Here is a 22,009-nt window from a genome sequence, read left to right as displayed (position 1 = left end):
ATCAAGATGATGCGTGTTGATAGCAGTTGTTCAGAAAGGAGCGGGTAAGCTACCGGTGTGGTTGGAAGGGCGCAACTTGCTGTGTTTCTGCCCGGATAACCAATGTGCCAGCTATAAGATCATGCAACCCCTGCTTGCGCCGCGTAAACGCAACCATAATGACGCCGATATACAGCAGTGGGAAAGAAATAAACGCCTTAATGACAAAGCGCAGAATAGCCTGTGCCAAGCTGATCTGCCCGCCTGAAAGTGTGACGACTTCCAACCGGCATACCCGTTTGCCGGGTGTGCCACGGAGGGAAGATGCCTCAAACAACACGTAATAGACTGCCGGAATAAGGGCGAGCAGCAGGCTGGCGAGTGGCCAAGGCCCTGTGTGAATGTGTGGAATAAGAACGGAGATATTTTCAGGCTGCACGAAGGAGGCCACATCCACCACATTCATGCTTTGCCCAGAGCCATCAAGAGGCAGCTCCTGCCAATTGACAGTGACATTGGGTGCAACAAAAAACCCCAGAACGGTTTCTATTGCCCCAAGAATAATGCCATCAATCAGAAAGGCCCATACCCGCCACCAGAAGCCAGCGTAAATCCATACAGGAGCGGGCGTGCCGGGCTGCATTCCATAAAAATCGCCAGAAGGTGCCCCCCAGCCGGGGGGCGGTGCCGAATTGGACATAAGAGCCTGCTCCGCAGGAAAGATAAGTAAATAAACAGTTGGGGCAGATAGTGGCGCTTAGCTGCGGTAAGATCCGTTGATATCAATATAGCCGTGGGTTAGATCGCAGCTCCAAGCCTGAGCGGTGCCTGTGCCAAGGCCAAGATCAACTGCAATATCGATTTCCTGCCCTTTCATATGCGCCACCACGGGGGTTTCGTCATACCCCTCTACAACGGTACCGTTACGGGCAATGCAGACACCACCAATAGAGACAGAAAGCGTATCGCGGTCTGCGGGTTCCCCACATTTGCCAACAGCCATCACAACGCGGCCCCAGTTGGCATCTTCCCCCGCTACGGCGGTTTTCACCAGTGGGGAATTGCCAATGGCCATGGCAACACGCCATGCAGATTGATCGGATACAGCGCCGCTGACCTGAATGCTCATCAGCTTGGTAATGCCCTCACCATCCCGAATAACCAGCAGGGCGAGATCATGCAGAACGGCGTTCAACGCGGTGCGGAAATCAGCCAGTTCTGGGTTTGTTAGAGCATCTGTGGTGGCGGCAATATCGGGATTCTGCGCGGCCCCGGTTGCAAACAGCAGCACCATGTCAGACGTTGAGGTGTCCGAGTCCACCGTAATGCAATTGAAGGTTTTTTGGATACCCGCACTCAGCAGGGTTTGCAGTACAGATGCGGGCAGCTTTGCATCTGTTGCAACAAAGGCAAGCATGGTGGCCATGTCTGGCGCGATCATGCCACTGCCTTTGGCGATACCCTGAATAATAACTTCCGTGCCTTTGAGTGTGGCCTTGCGCACAGCCACTTTGGGGAAGGTATCCGTGGTCATGATCCCGCGTGCGGCATCTTCCCACCCGTTTTCCGAAAGGGCGGTATGCAGTGCCGGAAGCGCAGAGGTAATGCGCTCAGCAGGCAGAATTTCCCCAATAACACCGGTAGAAGCTAAATAAACATTTTCGGCAGAACAGCCTGCCAGTTTGGCTGCGGCTTCTGCTGTGGCTTCGCATGTTTTGCGTCCGGCTTGGCCGGTAAATACGTTGGCGTTCCCGGCATTTACAACCAATGCGCGGGCCTCACCTTTGGGCAGAATAGCACGGCACCAATCTACAGGTGCGCCGGGGCATTTGGATTTGGTAAATACGCCCGCAACTGTGGTGCCGGGGGCCATTTCTGCCAGAACCAGATCTGTGCGGCCTTTATAACGAATACCAGCAGCAATAGCGCCAAGGCGAATCCCACGCACAACACCAAGTTCCGGCATTGGCAGGGCCAGGGGGGAAACGGGGATTGTCTGCGCCATCTGGCGGTATCCTTAAAGGGTATCTGTGCAAAAACCTCGCCCTGCATATAAGGGCGAGGTTTGCGATTTAATGGTTTTATTTCTTGGGCGCAGCAGCTGGTGCTGGTGCATCAGCCAGTTGCTTGCCAGTATTGGGGTCAAAACGCACGATTTTAACCTGATTGGTGGCTTTATCCACGGCTTCACGCACATATTTCTGGATAAGAGCCTGACGGATTTTGTCCCGTACAGAGTCCAGTGTGGGAACCGGGTCTGTGCGTGTGTCCAGCACCTGAATGACATGGTAGCCATACTGGCTTTTTACCGGAGTGCTGCTGATTTCGCCCTTTTTCATGGCGAAGGCAGCATCAGAGAAGGCCGGGATCATGTCTGTTTTCTTGAACCAGCCCAGATCACCACCGTTCTGCTGGGCGCTGCCCTTGTCGGTAGAAACTTCTGCGGCCAATTTACCAAAATCTGCGCCAGCCTTCAGCTTCTTGATAACATCATTAGCTTCAGCTTCGGTTTTTACCAGAATATGGCGGGCATGCACTTCTTTTTCGGCTGGCTTGCCTGCGTAATTCTGATCATAATACTGCTTAACGGCATCATCATTCAGGTGTGGCATAACCTGCTCAGACAACCACGCATTCTGCAATGCAGTGTTGGAAGCATTCACCATCATCTGCTGGGTTTCAGGTTTTTTGTCCAACCCTTCTTTCTGCGCCGTAATCAGAATGGCTTTCTGGTCTGCTAACTGGTTGACCAGCATGGGGAAAATAAGGTTCGGGGGAAGCTGGCGCATCTGCGGTGGCAAAGAGATCATGGCCGTCTGCACATCAGACAGCGTGATTTTTTCACCATTCACGGTGGCTACCACAGCGTTGGGGTCTGCTGGCTTTGCAGGTGCGGCCGAAGCTGCGGGAGCGGGGTCTGCTGCAAAGGAGGGCGTGCAAAGGGTGGTGGTAGCAAAAAGAGCTGCTGCCGCCAGGCCAAACGCGTGGGGAATAAGCCGCATGTGTATTAAAACCTTTAAAGCCATTAAAACCTATTTATCCTGTATGAAGGAGGGCTTTCCACCCGGCAACCCCTGTTTCAATCCTGCTTCCACCGGTACGGTTGGTTGACCGCAACCCGCCCCGGTCCTATTTTGCACGGCAAGCCAGCCATGCCAGTGTCCCTTGCTGCATTACCATTTGGGGTAGTGCAGGGGTAAGGGGCCGCATTGTTCCGGAAAGGTGTTCATGCTTTCACGCTTTGTCCGCGCCCTGTTCGGCACCGCCAACGACCGGACGCTTAAGATATTTCAACGCCGGGTGCCGGAGATCAACGCGCTTGAACCACAGGTACAGGCGCTGGATGATACCGCCCTTTCTGGCAAAACGCAGGAATTCCGAGATCGGATCGCCAAAGGCGAAAGTCTGGATGATCTGCTGCCCGAAGCCTTTGCCGTGTGCCGTGAGGCCTCGCGCAGGGTGTTGGGGATGCGGCATTTTGACGTGCAGCTGATTGGCGGCATGGTGCTTCATTCTGGCCGAATTGCAGAAATGCGCACCGGGGAAGGTAAAACCCTGGTGGCCACGCTGGCTGTGTATCTCAGCGCGCTGGCGGGCAAGGGCGTGCATGTTGTGACTGTGAACGACTATCTTGCCGCGCGTGACGCGGCAGAGATGGGGCGGCTTTACAGTTTTCTGGGCCTGACAACGGGCGTGATCGTGCCCAATATGCCCGATGATGCGCGCCGCCAAGCTTATGCGTCTGATATTACCTACGGCACAAACAACGAATTCGGCTTCGATTATCTACGCGATAATATGAAGTACCAGTTGGGCGAAATGGTGCAGCGCCCCTTCTACCACGCCATTGTGGACGAAGTGGATTCGATTCTGATTGACGAAGCCCGTACCCCCCTGATTATTTCCGGGCCGGCGGAAGACAGTTCAGATCTATATCGCGCAGTGGATGCCGTGGTCGCCCAGCTTGTGCAGGACCCGACCACCTTTGAAAAAGATGAAAAGTTCCGCACTGTTATTCTGACAGATGCAGGTTCTGACCATGTGGAAAATCTGCTGCGTCAGGCTGGCGTGCTGGATGAAGGCGGCCTTTACGATCTGCAGCATGTCGCTGTGGTGCATCATGTTCAGCAGTCTTTGCGCGCGCATACGTTGTTCTCGCGGGATGTAGATTACATCGTGCGTGATGGCAAAGTGGTGATTATTGATGAATTCACCGGCCGTATGATGGAAGGCCGCCGGTATTCCGATGGCCTGCATCAAGCGCTGGAAGCCAAGGAACACGTGGAGGTTCAGCAGGAAAATCAGACGCTGGCTTCCATTACCTTCCAGAACTATTTCCGCCTTTATCCCAAGCTTTCCGGCATGACTGGCACCGCCATGACAGAGGCGGATGAGTTTGCAGAAATCTACAATCTGGATGTGGTGGCTATTCCTACCAACCGTCCGGTTGCGCGTAAGGATGAGGACGACGAGATTTATCTAACAGAGCAGGAAAAGTTTGCTGCTGTTGTTAAACTCATTCGGGATGTGCACGAACGCGGCCAGCCGATTTTGGTCGGCACCACGTCCATTGAAAAAAGTGAAGCGCTCTCAGATCTGCTGAAGAGCGAAGCTATTCCACATCACGTGTTGAACGCCCGTTTCCATGAGATGGAAGCCAAGATTGTGGCGCAGGCGGGTGCGCCGGGTGCCATTACCATTGCCACCAACATGGCTGGCCGCGGCACGGATATTAAGCTCGGCGGCAATGTGGAAATGCTGATCTCCCAAACCTTGGGAGAAATGGAAGATTCCCCAGAGCGAGACGCGGCTGAAAAAGAAATCCGTGATCGCGTTGCGCGAGATCATGATATCGTGCAGCAGGCTGGTGGCCTGTATGTTGTTGGTACGGAACGGCATGAAAGCCGACGCATTGATAACCAGCTGCGCGGTCGTGCTGGCCGTCAGGGTGATCCCGGTAATTCCAAATTCTTTATCTCGCTTCAGGATGACCTGATGCGTATTTTCGGTTCAGACCGCATGAGCGGAATGTTCCAGAAAATGGGCATGAAGGAAGGCGAGGCCATTGTTCATCCATGGTTGAGCAAGGCGCTGGAACGGGCACAAAGAAAAGTTGAAGCCCGCAACTTCGATATGCGCAAGAACACGCTCAAATATGATGACGTGATGAATGACCAGCGCAAGGAAGTGTATGCCCAGCGCCGTGAGTTTATGGCGACTGAGGATGTCTCTTCCATTGTGACGGAAGCGCAGGAAGATGTTATTGATGCGATGGTAGCGCGCCGTATCCCAGAAAAATCCTTTGCGGAACAATGGGATGTGGCTGGGCTGACGGAAGATGTGCAAAAAACCTTCGGTCTGGATCTGCCGATAGCTGCTTGGGCCAAGGAAGATGGCATGGACGCCGAGGCTGTGGCGGACCGGATCAGCCAAGCTGCCACACAGGCGCAAGCTGCCCGAGCCGCCAATATTGGCCCAGACTTAATGCGCTTTATTGAAAAGCAGATCCTGCTGACAACATATGACGCGGTGTGGAAAGAACATCTGCATGCGCTGGACCAGTTGCGGCAGGGTATTGGCCTGCGCGCTTATGGGCAGAAAGATCCGCTGAACGAATATAAGCACGAAGCTTTCCAGCTATTTACATTCATGTTGGAAGAAATGCGCCAGCGTGTGGTTGGGCTGATGGCGCGGGTGGAAGTAACGCCTCCGCCAGCGGCTGTTGATCCGTTTGCCGATACGGCAGAAATCCATGCTGATCCGGAAGTGCAGGGATACGCCTCGGAGCCGGGGCCCGGCCTTTCACCCGGTGCATCGCCGGAAATGGCTACGCCTATCGGTGGTAGCGCCATTATGCCGGATGATCCTTCAAGCTGGGGTGAGACACCTCGTAACGCGCCCTGCCCATGTGGCTCGGGCCAGAAATACAAGCATTGTCACGGGCGGCTTGTCTAAAGCTCGCCCGGCACTGTTGCAGACGACAAGGTAAGGAAGATGGCTGGTCATTCCCAGTTTAAGAACATTATGCACCGTAAAGGTGCGCAGGATGCAAAACGCTCTAAGCAGTTTGGTAAGGTTATTCGCGAACTTACGGTGGCAACGCGTTCAGGCTTGCCTGATCCAGCAGCAAACCCGCGCCTGCGTGCAGCTATTTCGGCTGCGCGTGAAGTAAATATGCCTAAAGACACGATCGAACGCGCCATTAAAAAGGCATCTGGTGCCGCAGGTAGTGATGACTATGTGGAAGTGCGCTACGAAGGGTACGGCCCCGCCGGTGTGGCGATTATTGTTGAAGGCCTGACCGACAATCGCAATCGTACGGCATCTGATGTGCGCGCTGCATTCTCCAAATACGGCGGGTCTATGGGGGAAACCAATTCCGTTTCCTTCATGTTCCGCCGGTTGGGCGTGATTACGTATCCGGCTTCTGTAGCTTCTGAAGATGAAATGCTGGAAGCAGCTATTGAGGCTGGCGCAGAAAACGTTGTTTCCACAGAAACATCGCATGAAGTGACGTGTGAAGTAGAATCCTTCTTTGCGGTGAAGGATGCGCTGGAAGCGCGCTTTGGTGAGCCAGAAAGCGCCAAGCTAGATTGGCGCCCGGAAAACACCGTAACGCTGGATGAAGATAAAGCGCGTAGCCTGTTCAAGCTGCTGGATACGCTTGAAGATCATGATGACGTGCAGAATGTGTACGCCAATTTTGACCTGCCGGATGATCTGGCCGAAAAACTTTCGGCCTAGAGTATAATGGTACGTCTGCTCGGCATTGATCCCGGCCTGCGATTTACTGGGTGGGGCGTGATTGATGTCGAGGGCAATCGGCTCCGGCATGTTGAAAATGGCATTATTGCAACCAATAGTGCCGATAGCGTGCCAGACCGTTTAAAGGTGCTGCATGACAACCTGCTGATGCTGATAAACAGGTTGGAACCGGCAGAAGCAGCTGTTGAAGAAACTTACGTAAACCGTAATGGTTCAGCCACCCTTAAGCTGGGTTATGCGCGTGGCGTGGCGTTGTTGGTGCCCGCATTGGTAGGGGTGAGTGTGGCGGAATACGGCGCGCTTTCTGTTAAAAAATCGGTTGTTGGCACCGGATCAGCAGATAAAAAACAGGTGGAAATGATGGTGCGGCGGCTTTTGCCCGGAGCAGAAATTGTCCGTGCAGATGCTTCGGATGCACTGGCGGTTGCTATCTGCCATGCGCATCATCGTGCCAGTGCACGCCATATTGCAGCCGGGGTAAGAATGGCATGATTGCGTTTTTATGCGGATTGGTCATTCAAGTTGATCTGGGAAGCTGCGTTGTAGATGTAAACGGTGTTGGCTATCTGGTTGCTGCATCTACACGCACTTTGGCCGCCTTACCCAATCCCCCAGAAAAAGCACGGCTTCTGATAGAAACCGTTGTGCGCGAAGATGCCATTCTTCTGTACGGTTTTATGGAAAGCGCAGAACGTGAATGGTTCCGGTTGCTTACAAGTGTGCAAGGGGTAGGGGCAAAGGTTGCTCTGGGCATCTTGTCCACCCTTTCACCCGGAGAGTTGGTGGCCGCGTTGATGACATCCGATAAAGCCAGCCTTACGCGTGCACCCGGTGTAGGCGGCAGGTTGGCAGAGCGGATTCTGACAGAACTGCGTGATAAAGCTGGTAAAATGCCGGGTGGTGGGAGCGGTGGTATTACCATTCCGGCCATGGCAACTCCTGCGGGCAGCATAGAAGCAGATGCCCTTATGGCGCTGGCAGGCTTGGGTTTCCGTCGGGCAGAAGCAGCGCCTGTGGTGCGGAAAGTGATGGATACGCACGGGGCTGCCGCCACACTGGATTTGGTGATTCGTGACAGCCTGAAAGATCTTGCCCGATGAGTGCGGAGTTTACGCCTGATCGGGAAATTGATGCAGCGCGGCGGGAGGAAGATGTTGGCGAATCCACGCTTCGCCCGCAAACTCTGCATGATTTTACAGGCCAGAAGGCCAGCCGGGAAAATCTTTCCATCTTTATCAAAGCCGCCAAACAGCGAGGTGATGCCTTAGATCATGTTCTGCTGCATGGGCCGCCGGGGTTGGGTAAAACAACCTTGGCCCAGATTGTTGCGCGCGAACTAGGGGTGGGTTTTCGGGCCACATCTGGCCCCGTTATCCAGCGCGCGGGTGATCTGGCAGCAATTCTTACCAATCTACAGCCCCGCGATGTGCTGTTTATTGATGAAATCCATCGCCTTCAGCCCGCTATTGAGGAAATTCTCTATCCTGCGATGGAAGATTTCCAGCTTGATCTGATTATTGGTGAGGGCCCGGCTGCGCGGTCTGTCCGTATTGATCTGCCGCCCTTTACGCTTGTGGCAGCTACCACGCGTGCGGGCCTTTTGGCCACGCCATTGCGGGACAGGTTTGGTATTCCCCTTCGGTTGGTTTTTTATACGCCGGAAGAACTGTGTAAAATTGTGGCACGGGGGGCAGAAAAGCTGGATTTTGCCCTTACGCAAGGTGGCGCAATGGAAATTGCCCGTCGTTCACGCGGTACGCCACGTATTGCCGGGCGGTTGCTGCGCCGAGTGCGGGATTTTGCATCCGTAACCGTGCCTGCCGGGGTGCCTGTAGAAACGGAAGTGGCGGATGCGGCGCTCAAGCGGCTAGAGGTTGATGCACTTGGGCTGGACGCCATGGATAGGCGCTATCTGCGCCGGATTGCCGAATATCATCACGGTGGCCCTGTTGGGGTGGAAACGCTGGCGGCAGCTCTGGCCGAATCGCGCGATACATTAGAAGATGTCATTGAACCTTACCTGATTCAGGAAGGTCTGGTTCTGCGTACCACCCGCGGTCGTGTTCTTGGTGAACGCGGCTGGCGGCATCTGGGGCTTACTCCTCCGGCTTCGGCTACGGGGGGCAACCAGCAGATGGATTTTCTTGCAGGCGAGGATGAGGGGGAAGAATGACCACCCACTCCATAGATTTCCGAATCTATTACGAAGATACAGATGCGGGCGGCATTGTTTACCATGCACGGTATCTTGCGTTTGCAGAACGTGCGCGCACCGAAGCGATTCGGAGCTTGGGTATGCCAGCATCCAGTTTGCAAGAAGAATATGGGCTTGTTTTTGTAGTGCGTGATGCCCGTCTTGCCTACAAAATGCCCTTGAAACTGGATGATATTGTAACAGTTACCACCCGTTTGATTGACCTGAGAGCGGCCAGTTGCCGGCTGGATCAGCTTTGCACGCGCGGTGATGATATATGCGCTCAGGTTGAAGTTGGTCTGGCCTGCGTGAAGGTATCAGATGGGCGTCCTGCCCGATTTCCGCCGTTATGGCGTGATTTGTTGCAGAAATTGGCACCAAAGGGATGAAAGCGCCTCTTCTGCTTTTTTGAGGAACCAAGTAAGAAGCAGGAGCGTCGGGCAAAGCATGTGTCTCGACCGAGTCGGAGACAGATCGCCCGTAAGGGGTGCAGAGGCAGGAGGCTTTATTGGATCGTGCGGTTGATGCGGCAAATCTCGGCGTAAATGCGGCGGGAGATTTGTCAGTATGGGCGTTGTTCATGCACGCCTCGCTTGTTGTCAAAATTGTTATGCTTGGGCTGCTGATTTGCAGCGTGATGGTATGGGCAATTATTTTGGACAAGTTTGTCACGTTGCGTCGCATCAATCGTGAAGCCACAGGGTTTGAAGATCGCTTCTGGTCTGGTGGTAGCCTTGATGATCTGTATGAAAGCGATGGCGCCAAGCCCACCAACCCAATGTCTGCCGTATTTGGCGCAGCTATGGGGGAATGGCGGCGTTCAGCCCGTATTCCCGGTGTGGACCTGGTGCGTGGTGGCGTTAAGGAGCGTGTTGACCGTGCTATTGGTATTACCATCACGCGTGAAATGGACCGCCTGCGCCGCTGGGTAATCTTTCTGGCAACGGTTGCACCTGTTGCGCCGTTTGTTGGCCTGTTTGGCACGGTATGGGGGATTATGCATTCCTTCAGCTCCATTGCGGCTGAACACAATACAAACCTCAGCGTTGTGGCCCCCGGTATTTCCGAAGCCCTGTTTGCAACGGCTATTGGCCTGTTAACGGCTATTCCAGCTTATGTGGCGTATAACGTCATCAGCAACAGCATGGATCTTTTCCAGGATCGTCTGGAAGGTTTTGGCACCGAGTTTGCTGCCATTCTTTCTCGCCAGTCCGAAGAGAGGACCTGAGATATGGCAATGCCGTCGGGAGGAAGCGGACGCCGCCGCAGGCGTCCGATGGCCGAAATTAACGTCACTCCCATGGTGGATGTGATGTTGGTGCTGCTGATCATCTTTATGGTGACATCTCCAATGATGACCAGCGGTGTGAATGTTGATCTGCCCAAAACAGATGCGCGCCCGGTTAATTCAGACAGCAAGCCCATTACCGTTTCCATCAAGTCTGATGGCACGCTGTATCTGGGGGACAACCCCGTTACAGCAGATCAGCTTGTGGCCCAGTTGAAGGCTGCCTCCAACAATGATCCATCCCACCGTATTTTTGTACGTGGGGATGCCCATATTGATTACGGGCAGGTCATGCAGGTTATGGGGCAGATTACGGAAGGCGGCTTTACGCATGTGGCTCTGCTGGCGCAGCAACCTGCCAGCAGTGGGCATTAAGCCATCCGATAGGGTGGAGAGGTACGAACAATGCCCATGGCAAGGCCACGCCGGTCTGATCAGATTATACTCCGGCGATCGCTTTATCTGTCAGGGGGCGCGCATGTCGCGCTTCTGCTGGCACTGCTGATCACTCTTCCGCCGCCCAAGCCGCCGGAAGAGCCCCCACAGCCTACGATTGAAATGCAGTTCGAGCAGTCGGACGCACAGGAAGGCGGTCCTGCCGCCAAGGCAGAAACGGCTGCGGCTGAACCCAAACCGCCTGCGCCGGAAGAAAAGGAAGCTCCGCCAACGCCAGAGCCTCCGAAGGATGTGCCGAATGAGGAGGCCCCGCCGCCACCTCCGCCGCCACAGCCTGTTCCGCCGCCGCCTGTGCCGGAATCTGAAAAGCTGCCAGATGTGCCTCTGCCCCCCAAGGCGGAAGAGCCATCTCCTGAGGTTGTGAAAACACCGCCGTCTCCACCTTCTCCGGTGCAGCCGACGAATAGTGTGGCGCCACCTTCGCCCATTACCCAGCCCACAGATACGCTGCCGGATGCGGCTGTTCCATCTCATATCACGCAGCCGAACAAGGCGAAGAAAAGCCAGGCAGAGTCTCATTCCCTGCTGGAAACGCTGGATACGTTCCGGTCGGACCAGAAGCAGACGCATGCACCCAAGGCGCGTGCTAATCCGGTTGCTGGCGGTTCGCCCAAAGGTGGTGGTTCCCCCGTGGGCAGTAACATTACGGGCAGCCTGAGTGCTGGCCAGCAAAAAGCTATCGGGGCTGCGGTAAGGCGCTGCTACACAGAAGATACCGCCGCCAAAGATTATGCCAGCTTTGTGGCGCATTTGGTGGTTACGGTAGATGGAACGGGTGAAGCCCGCATTGTGCAGTTTGCGCCAGAAACACAGGCCCGTATGAATGCGGATTCTTCGTATCGTGCGCTGGCTGAAAGAGCTCGGGCCGCTGTTCTAAGTCCAACATGTGCCAAGCTGCCAATTCCCAAGGAACTGCTGGGGCAGCCACGGCAACTGAAGTTTGTATTCAGGCCTTGAGCAGGCCTTAGGGAGAAAAACACATGGTGATGAGTACCCGCCCCCTTATTTCCGATCAGGAAGCCGATGTGCTGGCTGGCGCGCTGCGCCGGCGCAGCCTGCTGGGGGCCAGTGTGGCTGCTGGCGGTATTATGGCCATGCCTGTTGGCGCATTTGCGGCTGCCAGCGCCCCAGAAGCTGAAATTACGGTTGATCAGGCCCGCACGGCGCCTATTCCCATCATCATCCCTAATTTTGGCGGTGGCTTGGGCGAGAAAATTGCCGAAGTGCTGACGAATGACCTGAACAATACAGGTTTGTTCAAGGTTATGCCGGGCAGCACAACATCTGGCACGCCAGATTTTGCGACTTCCAAAAGCATGGGCGCTCATGCGCAGGTAACGGGTTCCGTTTCTGGTGGTGGTTCCTCTGTGCGGGTGGAAATGCGCTTGTGGGATGTGCTGAGCCATCAGCAGATTCAGGGCACAGCTTATACGACCTCTGCTGCCAACTGGCGGCGAATTGCCCATATTGTTGGCGATGTTATTTACCAGCGGATGCTAGGTGAAAAAGGGTATTTTGATACCCGGATCGCCTTTATTTCCCGTTCTGGCCCACGTGGGCACCAGCGTACGCGTCTGGCCGTTATGGATCAGGATGGTGCAAATGCCCGGATGCTGACAACTGGCAAGTGGCTGACCCTGACACCGCGCTTTAGCCCGGTGAAGGACCAGATTGCCTTCATGTCCTATGCCAACAACCGCCCTCGGGTTTATCTGTTTGATCTGACCAGTGGCCGTCAGCAGATTCTGGGTGAATTTGAAGGTATTTCCTTCGCGCCGCGTTTCTCACCAGATGGGCGTTCTGTTGTGCTGTCAGTCACCCGTAATGGCGGGTCTGATCTGTATGTTGTGGATCTGGCCTCTGGCTCGCGCCGTCAGATCACGTCTTCTGGTGCTATTGATACCAGCCCGTGCTTTAGCCCGGATGGATCACAGATCGTATTCAACTCGGATCGTGGTGGTAGCCCACAGATTTATATCATGCCGGCTTCCGGTGGTGGTGCGCGCCGCATTTCTTACGGTCAGGGCACGTATGGGTCTCCAGTGTGGTCTCCGCGTGGTGATCTGATTGCGTTTACCCGTATTGCTGGGGGTATGTTCTCGCTTGGTGTTATGGCGCCGGATGGCACTGGTGAGCGAATCATGACGCAGGGCTTTACAGTGGAAAGCCCAAGCTTCTGCCCCAATGGGCGCGTGCTGGCATATTGCCGCCAGAGCCGTGCAGGTGCAGGTGGTGCGGGCTTTAGTTCTACCATCGGAATGGTGGATATTACGGGCTTTAATGACCGCGTTCTGCCCACCCCAGAAGCGGCGTCAGATCCGGCATGGTCTCCACTAAACGGCTAAAAAACGGCTGTTTGTGAAGAAAACCCCACATCACAAAAATGTGATGTGGGGTTTTTGCTGTCCATAATTTGGCCGCAATGAAGGCGTATAAGGCCAATAAGTGGAAGTGTGTCTTTTTCGTCTCACTCAGTGTATGGCAGGTATGAGATACAGAGATGCAACTTGACCCACAGAATAAGCTATGGCTTAGGGCAAGTTGGTCTCCAAAATTCGTCGGCTCTTCGAAGGGTTCGGAGAGGAGCAGAAGAAGACGCGGAGATACAAGGTTAAAACTCTTTTCTCCCGAATAGTTCCGCAAGGAACCAATTCTCAGGATCCGACACATGAGACTAAAAGTAGTTGCCGCGCTTGGTATGGTTGCCCTGCTGTCAGCCTGCGCCCACGATAACGCAAACACTGGTGCCTCCAATGGTGCTGCTACCACGCAGCCTACCATCAGTGGCCCCGTTCCCGGCAGTGAAGCTGATCTGGTTGCAAACGTGGGTGACCGCGTTTTCTACGACCTGAACAAAAGCGGCCTGCGCGATGATGCCAAGGACACCCTGCAGAAGCAGGCTGACTGGCTGGCAAAATACCCGCAGGTTAATGTTGAAGTTGCCGGTAACTGCGATGACCGCGGCACCGAAGAATACAACATTGCTCTGGGCCAGCGCCGCGCCAATGCAGCGCGTGATTACCTGGTTGCCAAGGGCGTAGCTTCTTCCCGTATTTCCACCATTTCCTACGGTAAGGATCGTCCGACCGCTCTGGGTGATGATGAAGATGCATGGGCTCAGAACCGTAACGCCATTACCTCTGTTAAATAAGATTTCAGAATTTTCTGAAAGCTGACAGAGCAGAAACAGGCCGGGTGTTAAAGCCCGGCCTGTTTTGTATTGTAAGCACTTGTCTTGCAGAACAAAGTGGTATGATGTTTCTGCCTATATGTTGTGGAAGGGTAAGAACCTGATGAAAATCTGCTTCAAAGCATCGCGGCATGTCCGCACAGGGCTTGTGGCGTTGGCAATGGCAACCGCAATAAGCAGTGTGTGCATGCCAGTTGCATGGGCGCGGGATACTGCAAATGCAGGCACGAATGATCTGATTGCCCAGTTGCTGGACCGGGTGAGCACGTTGGAGCAGCAGCAGCGCGATATGCGTGGTGAAATTGACCAGCTGACCAATGAACTGCAACAGAAAACAGCGGCCCTTTCCAAGCAGATAGCAGATAACCAGTTTGCAGCTCAGGCAAGTGCTGGCGGCGCAGGTGCCTCTACGGCTGCCGCAGCCTCAACAGATGCAACGGCCAAGGAAACTGCAAAGTCCACCACGCCAGATGGATTGCTTGCCAGCGGGAAGGCCGCTTTGCAGAAAAAAGATTATGCAGAAGCGCAGTCTGATGCCGAATCAGCACTCAAGAATGCCAAAGGTGCTTTTAAGGTAGATGCACAATTTCTGCTGGCACAGTCCTTGGCTGGCCAAAAGCAGTATCGTCAGTCTGCCGTGGCGTATTATGATGCTTACCGTCAGGCCCCCAAAAGTGGGCGTGCCCCAGATGCGTTGCTAGGTGTTTCGGCTTCCCTTCTGGCATTGGGGGATAAAAAGGCATCGTGTGAAGCGCTTTCCAAGCTGAAAACAGAATTCCCCACACCTTCCACACGTGTTGCACACGCAGCAGAAGTCTATGCCAAACGAGGCAGCTGCGAATAACGGTTAGCGTGGTATCGGGAAAAGTGTCTGCTCCTGTATTTTTTGGGCGTGATGTTTTTTCCGATCAGCCCGTTTCTCCGGCTTGTTTTGCGCAATGTATGGTCCAGTTAGGGCCCTTTTTTCCTGATCAATCTGATTGTCCTCCTATTGCTATGGCTGTTTCTGGCGGCGGCGATAGCTTATGTCTTGCGTGGTTGGCCTCTTTTTGGCGGAAAAACCTGCTGGCTTTGGTTGTGGATCACGGTTTGCGGCCAGAATCTGGGTTGGAAGCGCATCAGACTCTTGCCCGGCTACAGGCAATGAATATTCCGGCGCAGTTGTTAGTGCTTACAGATCTCAAAAAAGGCTCGGCCATGGCGCACAGAGCCAGAGAGGCCCGTTATGCGCGCCTGATAGCCGCCTGTCAGGAACATGGATGCACAGATCTTTTGCTGGGGCATCAGGCGGATGATCTGGCTGAAACAGTATGGATGCGCCAAAATTCCAGCAGTGGGCCAGAAGGACTGGCCGGTATGGGTTGGATAACTGTGCGGCCGGATATTCGTCTTATTCGTCCCATGCTTGGGTTTTCTCGGCAGGCATTGCGGAATACTTTACGGCAAGCGCATGTTGAATGGGTGGATGATCCCTCCAATCAAGATCAGCGTGCTGAGCGTGTGCGTTTGCGCTATTTGCTGCAAAAAAACGATCAACGTGCGCATTTCTGGCAACTCGGCATGCAATCCGGCCAATTTCGGATGCGCAGGGAGCGTGAACGTGCCGCGCAGCTTGCGCAGCATATTGTGATGCGCCCGGAAGGATGGGCCATTCTGGGGCTGGAGTTGCCAGATGTTGATGTGCTTGCGGCTCTTATCCGCAGTATTGGTGGGGCTGAATATCCGCCATCTCAATCTGCTGTGGTGCGCTTGAAAGATATGGCAGCAGAAGCCACGTTAGCTGGAACGCGGCTGATCCGGTATGAACAGCAATGGGTACTGTTGCGTGAAGAAGCCGCAATGGCTTCTGCCGTGCAGGCAGAAAATGGCACAGTATGGGACAATCGGTTTGTGCTGCGCCTTCCTACATCAGTTCAGAAAGAAGGGCTGATGGTTGCAGCGGCAGGGTATGGGCTGGCGCGCAAAATGCGTAATGGGCAGCAAGCAAGGTTTTGTGCTGTGCTTCCTGCATTGTGGCGTGCAGGCAAACGCGTTGCTGTGCCGCATTTGGGCTGGGTCGTGGAAGATGAGCCCGCTTTGCATGGGGCAGAGTTCATTTTTCGCCCGGCGGTTTCGGTTACCAGCAGCAGCGTGTATGGTGCAGTTGCACAAGATTCTTAAAATATGTGCGGCTCGCAGACTAGGAATACGCAGGTGGCCTCCCATTTAATAAAGGGAGAGGTTGCTTTTTTCTGCGGCAGCCGGTCAGATAAAGACTCTTCCGGCATTCTCGCACTAGGTATGGATATACGGGCAAGATGAACAATTTAGGCCGCAATCTGGCGCTGTGGGTCAGCATTATCCTGCTGCTGCTGTTGCTTGTGAACATGTTCCAGCCGGGGAGCACGCAGCACGCTGCACAGCAACTGGCGTATTCGGACTTCATTGCTGATGTGGATACGGGGCATGTTCGGTCTGTTGTGATGCAAAATCACAATATTTCCGGCACGCTGACTGATGGCACGGCTTTTGAAACCTATGCGCCGCTTGATCCTTCCCTTGTCACCCGCATGGTGGGCAAAGGGGTGGAAGTTGTGGCCAAGCCGCTGGAGCAGGAAGGCAGCCCGCTGCTGCGTTACTTCCTGAATTCCTTGCCCATTATTCTGCTGGTGGCTGCATGGCTGTTTATGATGCGGCAGATGCAGGGCGCTGGTGGCCGGGCCATGGGCTTTGGTAAATCCCGCGCCAAAATGCTGACAGAAAAGCATGGCCGCGTCACGTTTGATGATGTTGCCGGGATTGATGAAGCCAAAGGGGAACTTCAGGAAATCGTGGATTTTCTGAAAGACCCACAGAAGTTTACGCGCTTGGGCGGTAAAATTCCCAAAGGCGTGCTGCTTGTGGGGCCTCCGGGCACTGGTAAAACCCTGTTGGCCCGCGCCATTGCAGGTGAAGCCAATGTCCCGTTCTTTACCATCTCTGGTTCCGACTTTGTGGAAATGTTCGTAGGTGTTGGTGCATCCCGCGTGCGTGACATGTTCGAACAGGGCAAAAAATCAGCTCCTTGCATTATCTTCATTGATGAAATTGATGCCGTTGGTCGCCATCGTGGTGCAGGCATGGGTGGCGGCAATGATGAACGTGAGCAAACACTGAACCAGATGCTGGTTGAGATGGATGGTTTTGAAAGCAATGAAGGTGTGATCCTGATTGCCGCCACCAACCGTCCGGATGTGCTTGACCCGGCATTGCTGCGCCCCGGTCGTTTCGACCGTCAGGTTGTCGTGCCAAACCCTGATGTGTCTGGCCGTGAGAAAATTCTGCGCGTGCATATGCGCAAAGTGCCACTGGCATCCGATGTGGACCCACGCATTATTGCACGTGGCACCCCGGGTTTCTCCGGTGCTGATCTTGCCAATCTGGTGAACGAAGCCGCGCTATCTGCTGCACGTCTGGGGCGTCGCACCGTTTCCATGCGTGAGTTTGAAGATGCTAAAGACAAGGTGCTGATGGGTGTTGAACGTCGCTCCCTTGTTATGAGCGATGATGAAAAGCGGCGTACAGCTTACCATGAGGCAGGGCATGCCATTACGGCTGTTCTGGTTCCGGAAAGTGAGCCCATTCATAAGGCAACCATTATCCCGCGTGGTCGTGCACTGGGCATGGTGATGCGTCTGCCAGAAGATGATCGTCTGTCCATGAGCAAGAAAAACGCATTTGCGCATCTTGTAGTGGCTATGGGTGGCCGTGTTGCGGAAGAAGTTATCTACGGTAAGGATAACGTCTGCAACGGCGCAATGGGTGACATTAAAATGGCAACCCGCGTGGCCCGCAGCATGGTGACCGAATGGGGTATGAGTGACAAGCTGGGCATGATTGCCTACGCAGATGATGATCAGAATGGTGGTTTTTTTGCCGGGGCCTCTCGCAACTTCTCGGAAGAAACAGCCCGTGAGATTGATGAGGAAGTTCGCCGGCTTGTAGATGAAGCCTATGTGCAGGCTCGGAACTATCTGCATGATCATATTGATGAACTGCGCCGTCTGGCAGAAGCCCTGCTGGAATATGAAACCCTGAGCGGTGAAGAAATTCGTCAGATCATGCGGGGGCAGCCTATCGAACGTAAGGAAGAGGAAGAAAGCGGGCCAGTTAACCGGCGTTCTTCTGTGCCTCAGGTTGGTGGGCCAGATGCGCAGGGTTCGGATAAACCGGAAAATGAAAACGGGGGCCCAGCTCCTGTGCCTCAGCCAAGCTAACTTTCTAATAAAGATGTAGAGTGGAAAGAGGCGGCAGAAATGCCGCCTCTTTTTGTTTGGGATAGGCAGATAAGATGACGTATGTGCGGCTGGTTGAACCTTTGGGGCTTGTCTATGGCAACATAGCGCAAGCAGCTATCAAGCAGGGTGACGCTTTACCCTTATGCGGTGGCCCGGTGGCATTTACGTATGTGCGTTTGATAGAAGGGTACCAGACAATCGGTTTGATGCCTGTGCAGAAAGTGCCGCAGGAATGGGCGCTGGAGCTTGAGCGGATAACACGTTCTGTACCATCAGTTGGATTACCAGCAGGTCTCCAGATTATGGGTATCCTGAATATCACGCCAGATAGCTTTAGCGATGGCGGTAAACTGGCAAGTGCTGATGAGGCAGTTTTAAAGGCGCATGAAATGGTGCGTGCTGGCGCAACCGTGCTGGACATAGGGGGAGAAAGTACACGGCCTGGTTCCGCCCCAGTTACGCCAGCAGAAGAATGGAAGCGTATTGGCCCGGTTCTTGTGGCTTTAAAGGCAGAATTGCCAAGCGTGGCTGTTTCTGTAGATACGCGGAACAGTTATGTCATGCAGCAAGCTTTGGCGGCTGGGGCGCACATTATCAATGATGTAACGGCTCTTGCGTATGATGCGGCAGCTTTGCCGCTTCTGGCTGCACAAGATTGTGGTGTTGTGCTGATGCATATGCGCGGCACACCACAAACCATGGCAGAACATGCCGTTTATGAAGATGTGAGCATAGACGTGGTGCGTGAACTCGCCCAACGGATTGAGGTCGCTGTAAAAGGAGGCATTGCACGACATCGGATTATGGTAGATCCGGGGTTTGGTTTTGCAAAAAACTTTGAACAGAATAAGCAATTGTTGCGGCATATTCTGCTTCTGACCAATTTGGGCTGCCGGGTTGTATTTGGTGTGTCCCGCAAGCGGATGATTGGAAACCTTACGGGAGAAACTATGCCACATTTGCGTGATGCCGGAACGCAGGCGGCATCTTTTCCTGCTATGGCTTTGGGTGGCCCGGTTTTGCGCGTGCATGATGTTAAAGGCATGATGCAGGCTGTAAACGTATGGCGAGAAATATATCAGAACTAAAAAAGTAAGTTTCCGGGCTGAACAAGGTTTCTTCCAGCCTGAAACCGTTTTAGGAAATAAAAGAAAACCGCAAGAAGGCAGTTCCGTTCTTTATGCAGGATGGGCTTTTTCTGTCTGAGGCGGACAGAATGGAATGAGCAGAATGAAGCGTTTTTTCGGAACAGACGGTATTCGTGGCACCGCTAACGTTGCACCGATGACGGTGGAAATTGCCCAAAAGCTGGGGCAAGCTGCGGGGTTGCATTTCAAGCGGGGGGATCACCGGCATAGCGTTCTGTTGGGGAAGGATACGCGGCTTTCTGGATATATGATCGAAAGCGCCATGGTTTCGGGCTTTCTGTCTGCTGGCATGGATGTCACGCTGGTTGGTCCGCTACCAACACCCGCGATTGCCATGCTCACGCGCTCTCTCAGAGCAGATCTGGGTGTTATGATTTCTGCCTCTCATAACCCTTTTGGAGATAACGGCATCAAGCTGTTTGGCCCAGATGGCTTTAAGCTTTCTGATCAGGATGAAAGCGAAATTGAAGCCCTGATGGAAAAAGACCTTACCGCATATCTGGCAACGCCAGAACATATTGGCCGAGCCTCTCGGCTGAATGATGCCGCTGGTCGGTATATAGAAAGTGCCAAAGCATCCTTCCCGCGTAAATTGCGGCTGGATGGCATGAAGATTGTTATTGATTGTGCCAATGGCTCTGCCTATCGGGTTGCGCCAACCGCATTGTGGGAGCTGGGCGCAGAAGTTATCCGGATAGGTTGTGAACCTAACGGCGTAAACATTAATGAAAAATGTGGTTCAACACACCCTGAAGCCCTGTGCGCCGCAGTTGTAAAACATAAGGCGGATCTGGGTATTGCTCTGGATGGCGATGCAGACCGTGTGCTGATTGCAGATGAAACTGGCCGCCTGATTGATGGTGACCAGATTCTCGCTCTTATTGCCCAGTCTTGGGCGCGTGAAGGGCGCTTGGTAGGCAAGGCTGTTGTGGCAACCGTTATGTCCAATATGGGGCTGGAACGGTTTCTTGAAAATCTGGGCTTAAATCTGGAACGTACGGCAGTGGGGGATCGCTACGTTGTAGAACGCATGTTGGAACGACAAGCCAATATAGGCGGTGAACAGTCTGGCCATATGGTGCTGACAGATTTTGCAACAACAGGAGATGGGCTGATTGCCGCTTTGCAGATTCTGGCAGTGCTTGTGCAGGATGGTCGCCCAGCTAGTGAAGTTTGCAGGTTGTTTCAACCGTTTCCCCAAAAGCTGAAGAATGTTCGATATAAAGGTGTCTGCCCGCTTGATGTGGATGAAGTAAAAAGTCGTCAGGCTGATGTAGAACGCAAATTAGCTGGCCGTGGGCGTTTGGTGCTGCGTAAAAGCGGTACAGAACCTTTGGTGCGTGTGATGGCAGAAGCAGAAGACGCAAATCTGGTTGATGAGGTTGTTGATCAGATGTGCGATGTGCTTGAGCAGGTGCGTGTTCCTGCGTAAAATACAGTATAGGGAAAGGAGTTTTGAAAAATTCTTTTCCCTAGAATGTTCATGTTACAATTTGGAGCATGTTTAAACAACCATGCTTCATTTTGCACGGCAACAATCGAGCGTCTTTTATTCTTATAAATTACCAAAATACATTATAATTCAAATATATTTTGGTAATTTAGGCACTATTCTCCGCAACATGCTGATGGTGGGAAGTATGCCGGGAAGACACTGATTGAGATTGTTCCAGGGGTTTGCTGAGTGTGGGGATGGATGCGCACGCTTTAGGTGCTTGTGGGTCATTCAGAATATAACCTCTGCCCCATACCGTAGAAATAAGGTTTCCTACACCTGCAGCCTGAAGTTTTTTGCGAAGTTTGCAGATAAAAACATCTATAATTTTTATATCCGGTTCATCCCGTCCTCCATAAAGGTGATTGAGGAAGGTTTCCTTGGTTTGGGCAATGCCTTTGCGCAATACAAGGAGTTCAAGAATGGCAAATTCTTTTCCGGTAAGGTGAACAGGCTGGTTGTTGACCGTTACGGCATGACTGTTGAAGTTAACTGTAAGGTTGCCAATGTGGGCAATAGGGTGGGCATAGCCGTGAACCCGCCGTAAAATGGCTTGAATGCGCGCTGTAAGTTCCGTTGAATCAAAAGGATCCGTTAGATAATCGTCGGCACCCACGGTAAAAGCTTTGGTTTTCACCTCAGGATTATTAACTGGTGAGATAACGATAACAGGTGTTGTGAGTTTTAAAGATCGTAACGTGCTAAGAATATCATACCCATGAATATCAGGGTGTTGCAGGTGAAGAATGGCAAGGCCATAATCATAGTTTCTGAGTAATTCTATAACTTCCTGATCACACTGAACCATATCCACCGAAAAAGAGGCTTTTGTTAATGCCGAAAATATGGCCCGGCTGGAGGTGCAATTATTTTCTAAAAGCAAAATACGCATGGTGGAACCTCATTATGGTTCAGAGAATCAAAATGCACTCTATGGTTGCATTTTTTGTTATCACTAAACCTATACGTGTTTCAAAAAGAAACAAACAATATTTCGTCCAGAGCTTCTCTTTAGCGCGTATCAATCATGCATTTTGTGCATGTCGAAAGGAACATAATAATGAGTGAAGATTAAGGAAGTGATAAAAAATGTTAGATTTTATTCGTGAAATTTCAAGAAAATTATTTATAAACAATGGAATGTAGAAAATATTTGTTTGCTTGGCTTAAGCTACACTTCTTTGTGATATCGAAACTGACGTAACAAAAAACCTCTCATTGTTGTGATTTAACAGCAA

The 22,009-nt window shown here is 53.0% G+C and carries 20 protein-coding genes; 16 read left to right on the top strand and 4 right to left on the bottom strand.

Annotation, left to right across the window (positions count from 1 at the left end):
* Positions 1-49 precede the first annotated feature (49 nt).
* From ACP7IZ_RS06190 to ACP7IZ_RS06180, 3 genes are all read right to left on the bottom strand, one after another.
* The gene (locus ACP7IZ_RS06190) at positions 50-679 is read right to left on the bottom strand and encodes an RDD family protein (RefSeq protein ID WP_063354781.1); all 630 of its coding nucleotides are present in this window, start codon (positions 677-679) and stop codon (positions 50-52) included.
* Between the two features lie 57 nt (positions 680-736).
* A complete protein-coding gene (gene argJ, locus ACP7IZ_RS06185; protein WP_426848296.1) occupies positions 737-1,984 on the bottom strand; it encodes a bifunctional glutamate N-acetyltransferase/amino-acid acetyltransferase ArgJ in 1,248 nt (415 codons plus the stop codon).
* A gap of 76 nt (positions 1,985-2,060) precedes the next feature.
* Positions 2,061-2,981, bottom strand: coding sequence for a peptidylprolyl isomerase (locus ACP7IZ_RS06180; protein WP_426848295.1), 921 nt, complete (start codon positions 2,979-2,981; stop codon positions 2,061-2,063).
* 226 nt (positions 2,982-3,207) lie between these two features.
* Between ACP7IZ_RS06180 and secA the strand changes: the two genes are divergently transcribed.
* From secA to glmM, 16 genes are all read left to right on the top strand, one after another.
* A complete protein-coding gene (secA, locus tag ACP7IZ_RS06175; protein WP_035353030.1) occupies positions 3,208-5,934 on the top strand; it encodes a preprotein translocase subunit SecA in 2,727 nt (908 codons plus the stop codon).
* A 39-nt stretch (positions 5,935-5,973) separates the two neighbouring features.
* Entirely contained in the window at positions 5,974-6,723 is a 750-nt protein-coding gene (locus tag ACP7IZ_RS06170) for a YebC/PmpR family DNA-binding transcriptional regulator (RefSeq protein ID WP_426848294.1), read from the top strand.
* Between the two features lie 6 nt (positions 6,724-6,729).
* Positions 6,730-7,236: a crossover junction endodeoxyribonuclease RuvC gene (gene ruvC, locus ACP7IZ_RS06165; protein WP_006115648.1), complete on the top strand. Its 507-nt coding sequence runs from the start codon at positions 6,730-6,732 to the stop codon at positions 7,234-7,236.
* Positions 7,233-7,844, top strand: coding sequence for a Holliday junction branch migration protein RuvA (gene ruvA / locus ACP7IZ_RS06160; protein ID WP_426848293.1), 612 nt, complete (start codon positions 7,233-7,235; stop codon positions 7,842-7,844). Before ruvC ends, ruvA begins: the two co-directional genes overlap by 4 nt.
* Positions 7,841-8,917, top strand: coding sequence for a Holliday junction branch migration DNA helicase RuvB (gene ruvB / locus ACP7IZ_RS06155; protein WP_426848292.1), 1,077 nt, complete (start codon positions 7,841-7,843; stop codon positions 8,915-8,917). Before ruvA ends, ruvB begins: the two co-directional genes overlap by 4 nt.
* On the top strand, positions 8,914-9,327 hold the full coding sequence (gene ybgC, locus ACP7IZ_RS06150; protein ID WP_003623343.1) for a tol-pal system-associated acyl-CoA thioesterase: 414 nt from the start codon (positions 8,914-8,916) through the stop codon (positions 9,325-9,327). Before ruvB ends, ybgC begins: the two co-directional genes overlap by 4 nt.
* Before the next feature lie 98 nt (positions 9,328-9,425).
* The gene (gene tolQ, locus ACP7IZ_RS06145; protein WP_006115644.1) at positions 9,426-10,166 is read left to right on the top strand and encodes a protein TolQ; all 741 of its coding nucleotides are present in this window, start codon (positions 9,426-9,428) and stop codon (positions 10,164-10,166) included.
* Between the two features lie 3 nt (positions 10,167-10,169).
* Complete coding sequence (gene tolR, locus ACP7IZ_RS06140; RefSeq protein ID WP_006115643.1) at positions 10,170-10,601, top strand: protein TolR; 432 nt, start codon at positions 10,170-10,172, stop codon at positions 10,599-10,601.
* A gap of 30 nt (positions 10,602-10,631) precedes the next feature.
* Positions 10,632-11,639, top strand: coding sequence for an energy transducer TonB (locus ACP7IZ_RS06135; RefSeq protein WP_082823220.1), 1,008 nt, complete (start codon positions 10,632-10,634; stop codon positions 11,637-11,639).
* Between the two features lie 23 nt (positions 11,640-11,662).
* Positions 11,663-13,027, top strand: a complete 1,365-nt coding sequence (gene tolB, locus ACP7IZ_RS06130; protein ID WP_426848290.1) for a Tol-Pal system beta propeller repeat protein TolB — start codon at positions 11,663-11,665, stop codon at positions 13,025-13,027.
* A 323-nt stretch (positions 13,028-13,350) separates the two neighbouring features.
* Positions 13,351-13,833 carry a peptidoglycan-associated lipoprotein Pal gene (gene pal, locus ACP7IZ_RS06125; protein WP_006115640.1) on the top strand — a complete coding sequence of 161 codons (483 nt, stop codon included), beginning with the start codon at positions 13,351-13,353 and terminating at the stop codon, positions 13,831-13,833.
* Positions 13,834-13,951: 118 nt separating this feature from the next.
* Positions 13,952-14,716 carry a tetratricopeptide repeat protein gene (locus ACP7IZ_RS06120; RefSeq protein ID WP_426848392.1) on the top strand — a complete coding sequence of 255 codons (765 nt, stop codon included), beginning with the start codon at positions 13,952-13,954 and terminating at the stop codon, positions 14,714-14,716.
* An 8-nt stretch (positions 14,717-14,724) separates the two neighbouring features.
* Positions 14,725-16,032: a tRNA lysidine(34) synthetase TilS gene (tilS, locus tag ACP7IZ_RS06115; protein ID WP_426848288.1), complete on the top strand. Its 1,308-nt coding sequence runs from the start codon at positions 14,725-14,727 to the stop codon at positions 16,030-16,032.
* A 137-nt stretch (positions 16,033-16,169) separates the two neighbouring features.
* Entirely contained in the window at positions 16,170-18,107 is a 1,938-nt protein-coding gene (gene ftsH, locus ACP7IZ_RS06110) for an ATP-dependent zinc metalloprotease FtsH (RefSeq protein ID WP_426848286.1), read from the top strand.
* A gap of 74 nt (positions 18,108-18,181) precedes the next feature.
* Positions 18,182-19,216: a dihydropteroate synthase gene (gene folP, locus ACP7IZ_RS06105; protein WP_426848284.1), complete on the top strand. Its 1,035-nt coding sequence runs from the start codon at positions 18,182-18,184 to the stop codon at positions 19,214-19,216.
* A 133-nt stretch (positions 19,217-19,349) separates the two neighbouring features.
* A complete protein-coding gene (gene glmM, locus ACP7IZ_RS06100; protein ID WP_006115634.1) occupies positions 19,350-20,708 on the top strand; it encodes a phosphoglucosamine mutase in 1,359 nt (452 codons plus the stop codon).
* Between the two features lie 169 nt (positions 20,709-20,877).
* Here the strand turns inward: glmM and ACP7IZ_RS06095 are convergent, their stop codons facing one another.
* A complete protein-coding gene (locus ACP7IZ_RS06095) occupies positions 20,878-21,663 on the bottom strand; it encodes a response regulator transcription factor (RefSeq protein ID WP_426848283.1) in 786 nt (261 codons plus the stop codon).
* Positions 21,664-22,009 lie beyond the last annotated feature (346 nt).

Source organism: Acetobacter sp. AAB5, assembly GCF_050106715.1.
Classification (GTDB): Bacteria; Pseudomonadota; Alphaproteobacteria; order Acetobacterales; family Acetobacteraceae; genus Acetobacter; species Acetobacter oryzifermentans.
The sequence above is the reverse complement of the archived record's forward strand: the minus strand, read 5'-3'. Positions and strand labels throughout refer to the sequence as shown.

What these genes read in the sequence shown, in the direction of transcription:
- ACP7IZ_RS06190 (WP_063354781.1), bottom strand. Translation starts at nt 679, where the DNA reads ATGTCCAATTCGGCACCGCCCCCCGGCTGGGGGGCACCTTCTGGCGAT.
- argJ (WP_426848296.1), bottom strand. Translation starts at nt 1,984, where the DNA reads ATGGCGCAGACAATCCCCGTTTCCCCCCTGGCCCTGCCAATGCCGGAA.
- ACP7IZ_RS06180 (WP_426848295.1), bottom strand. Translation starts at nt 2,981, where the DNA reads ATGCGGCTTATTCCCCACGCGTTTGGCCTGGCGGCAGCAGCTCTTTTT.
- secA (WP_035353030.1), top strand. Translation starts at nt 3,208, where the DNA reads ATGCTTTCACGCTTTGTCCGCGCCCTGTTCGGCACCGCCAACGACCGG.
- ACP7IZ_RS06170 (WP_426848294.1), top strand. Translation starts at nt 5,974, where the DNA reads ATGGCTGGTCATTCCCAGTTTAAGAACATTATGCACCGTAAAGGTGCG.
- ruvC (WP_006115648.1), top strand. Translation starts at nt 6,730, where the DNA reads ATGGTACGTCTGCTCGGCATTGATCCCGGCCTGCGATTTACTGGGTGG.
- ruvA (WP_426848293.1), top strand. Translation starts at nt 7,233, where the DNA reads ATGATTGCGTTTTTATGCGGATTGGTCATTCAAGTTGATCTGGGAAGC.
- ruvB (WP_426848292.1), top strand. Translation starts at nt 7,841, where the DNA reads ATGAGTGCGGAGTTTACGCCTGATCGGGAAATTGATGCAGCGCGGCGG.
- ybgC (WP_003623343.1), top strand. Translation starts at nt 8,914, where the DNA reads ATGACCACCCACTCCATAGATTTCCGAATCTATTACGAAGATACAGAT.
- tolR (WP_006115643.1), top strand. Translation starts at nt 10,170, where the DNA reads ATGGCAATGCCGTCGGGAGGAAGCGGACGCCGCCGCAGGCGTCCGATG.
- ACP7IZ_RS06135 (WP_082823220.1), top strand. Translation starts at nt 10,632, where the DNA reads ATGCCCATGGCAAGGCCACGCCGGTCTGATCAGATTATACTCCGGCGA.
- tolB (WP_426848290.1), top strand. Translation starts at nt 11,663, where the DNA reads ATGGTGATGAGTACCCGCCCCCTTATTTCCGATCAGGAAGCCGATGTG.
- pal (WP_006115640.1), top strand. Translation starts at nt 13,351, where the DNA reads ATGAGACTAAAAGTAGTTGCCGCGCTTGGTATGGTTGCCCTGCTGTCA.
- ACP7IZ_RS06120 (WP_426848392.1), top strand. Translation starts at nt 13,952, where the DNA reads ATGTTGTGGAAGGGTAAGAACCTGATGAAAATCTGCTTCAAAGCATCG.
- ftsH (WP_426848286.1), top strand. Translation starts at nt 16,170, where the DNA reads ATGAACAATTTAGGCCGCAATCTGGCGCTGTGGGTCAGCATTATCCTG.
- folP (WP_426848284.1), top strand. Translation starts at nt 18,182, where the DNA reads ATGACGTATGTGCGGCTGGTTGAACCTTTGGGGCTTGTCTATGGCAAC.
- glmM (WP_006115634.1), top strand. Translation starts at nt 19,350, where the DNA reads ATGAGCAGAATGAAGCGTTTTTTCGGAACAGACGGTATTCGTGGCACC.
- ACP7IZ_RS06095 (WP_426848283.1), bottom strand. Translation starts at nt 21,663, where the DNA reads ATGCGTATTTTGCTTTTAGAAAATAATTGCACCTCCAGCCGGGCCATA.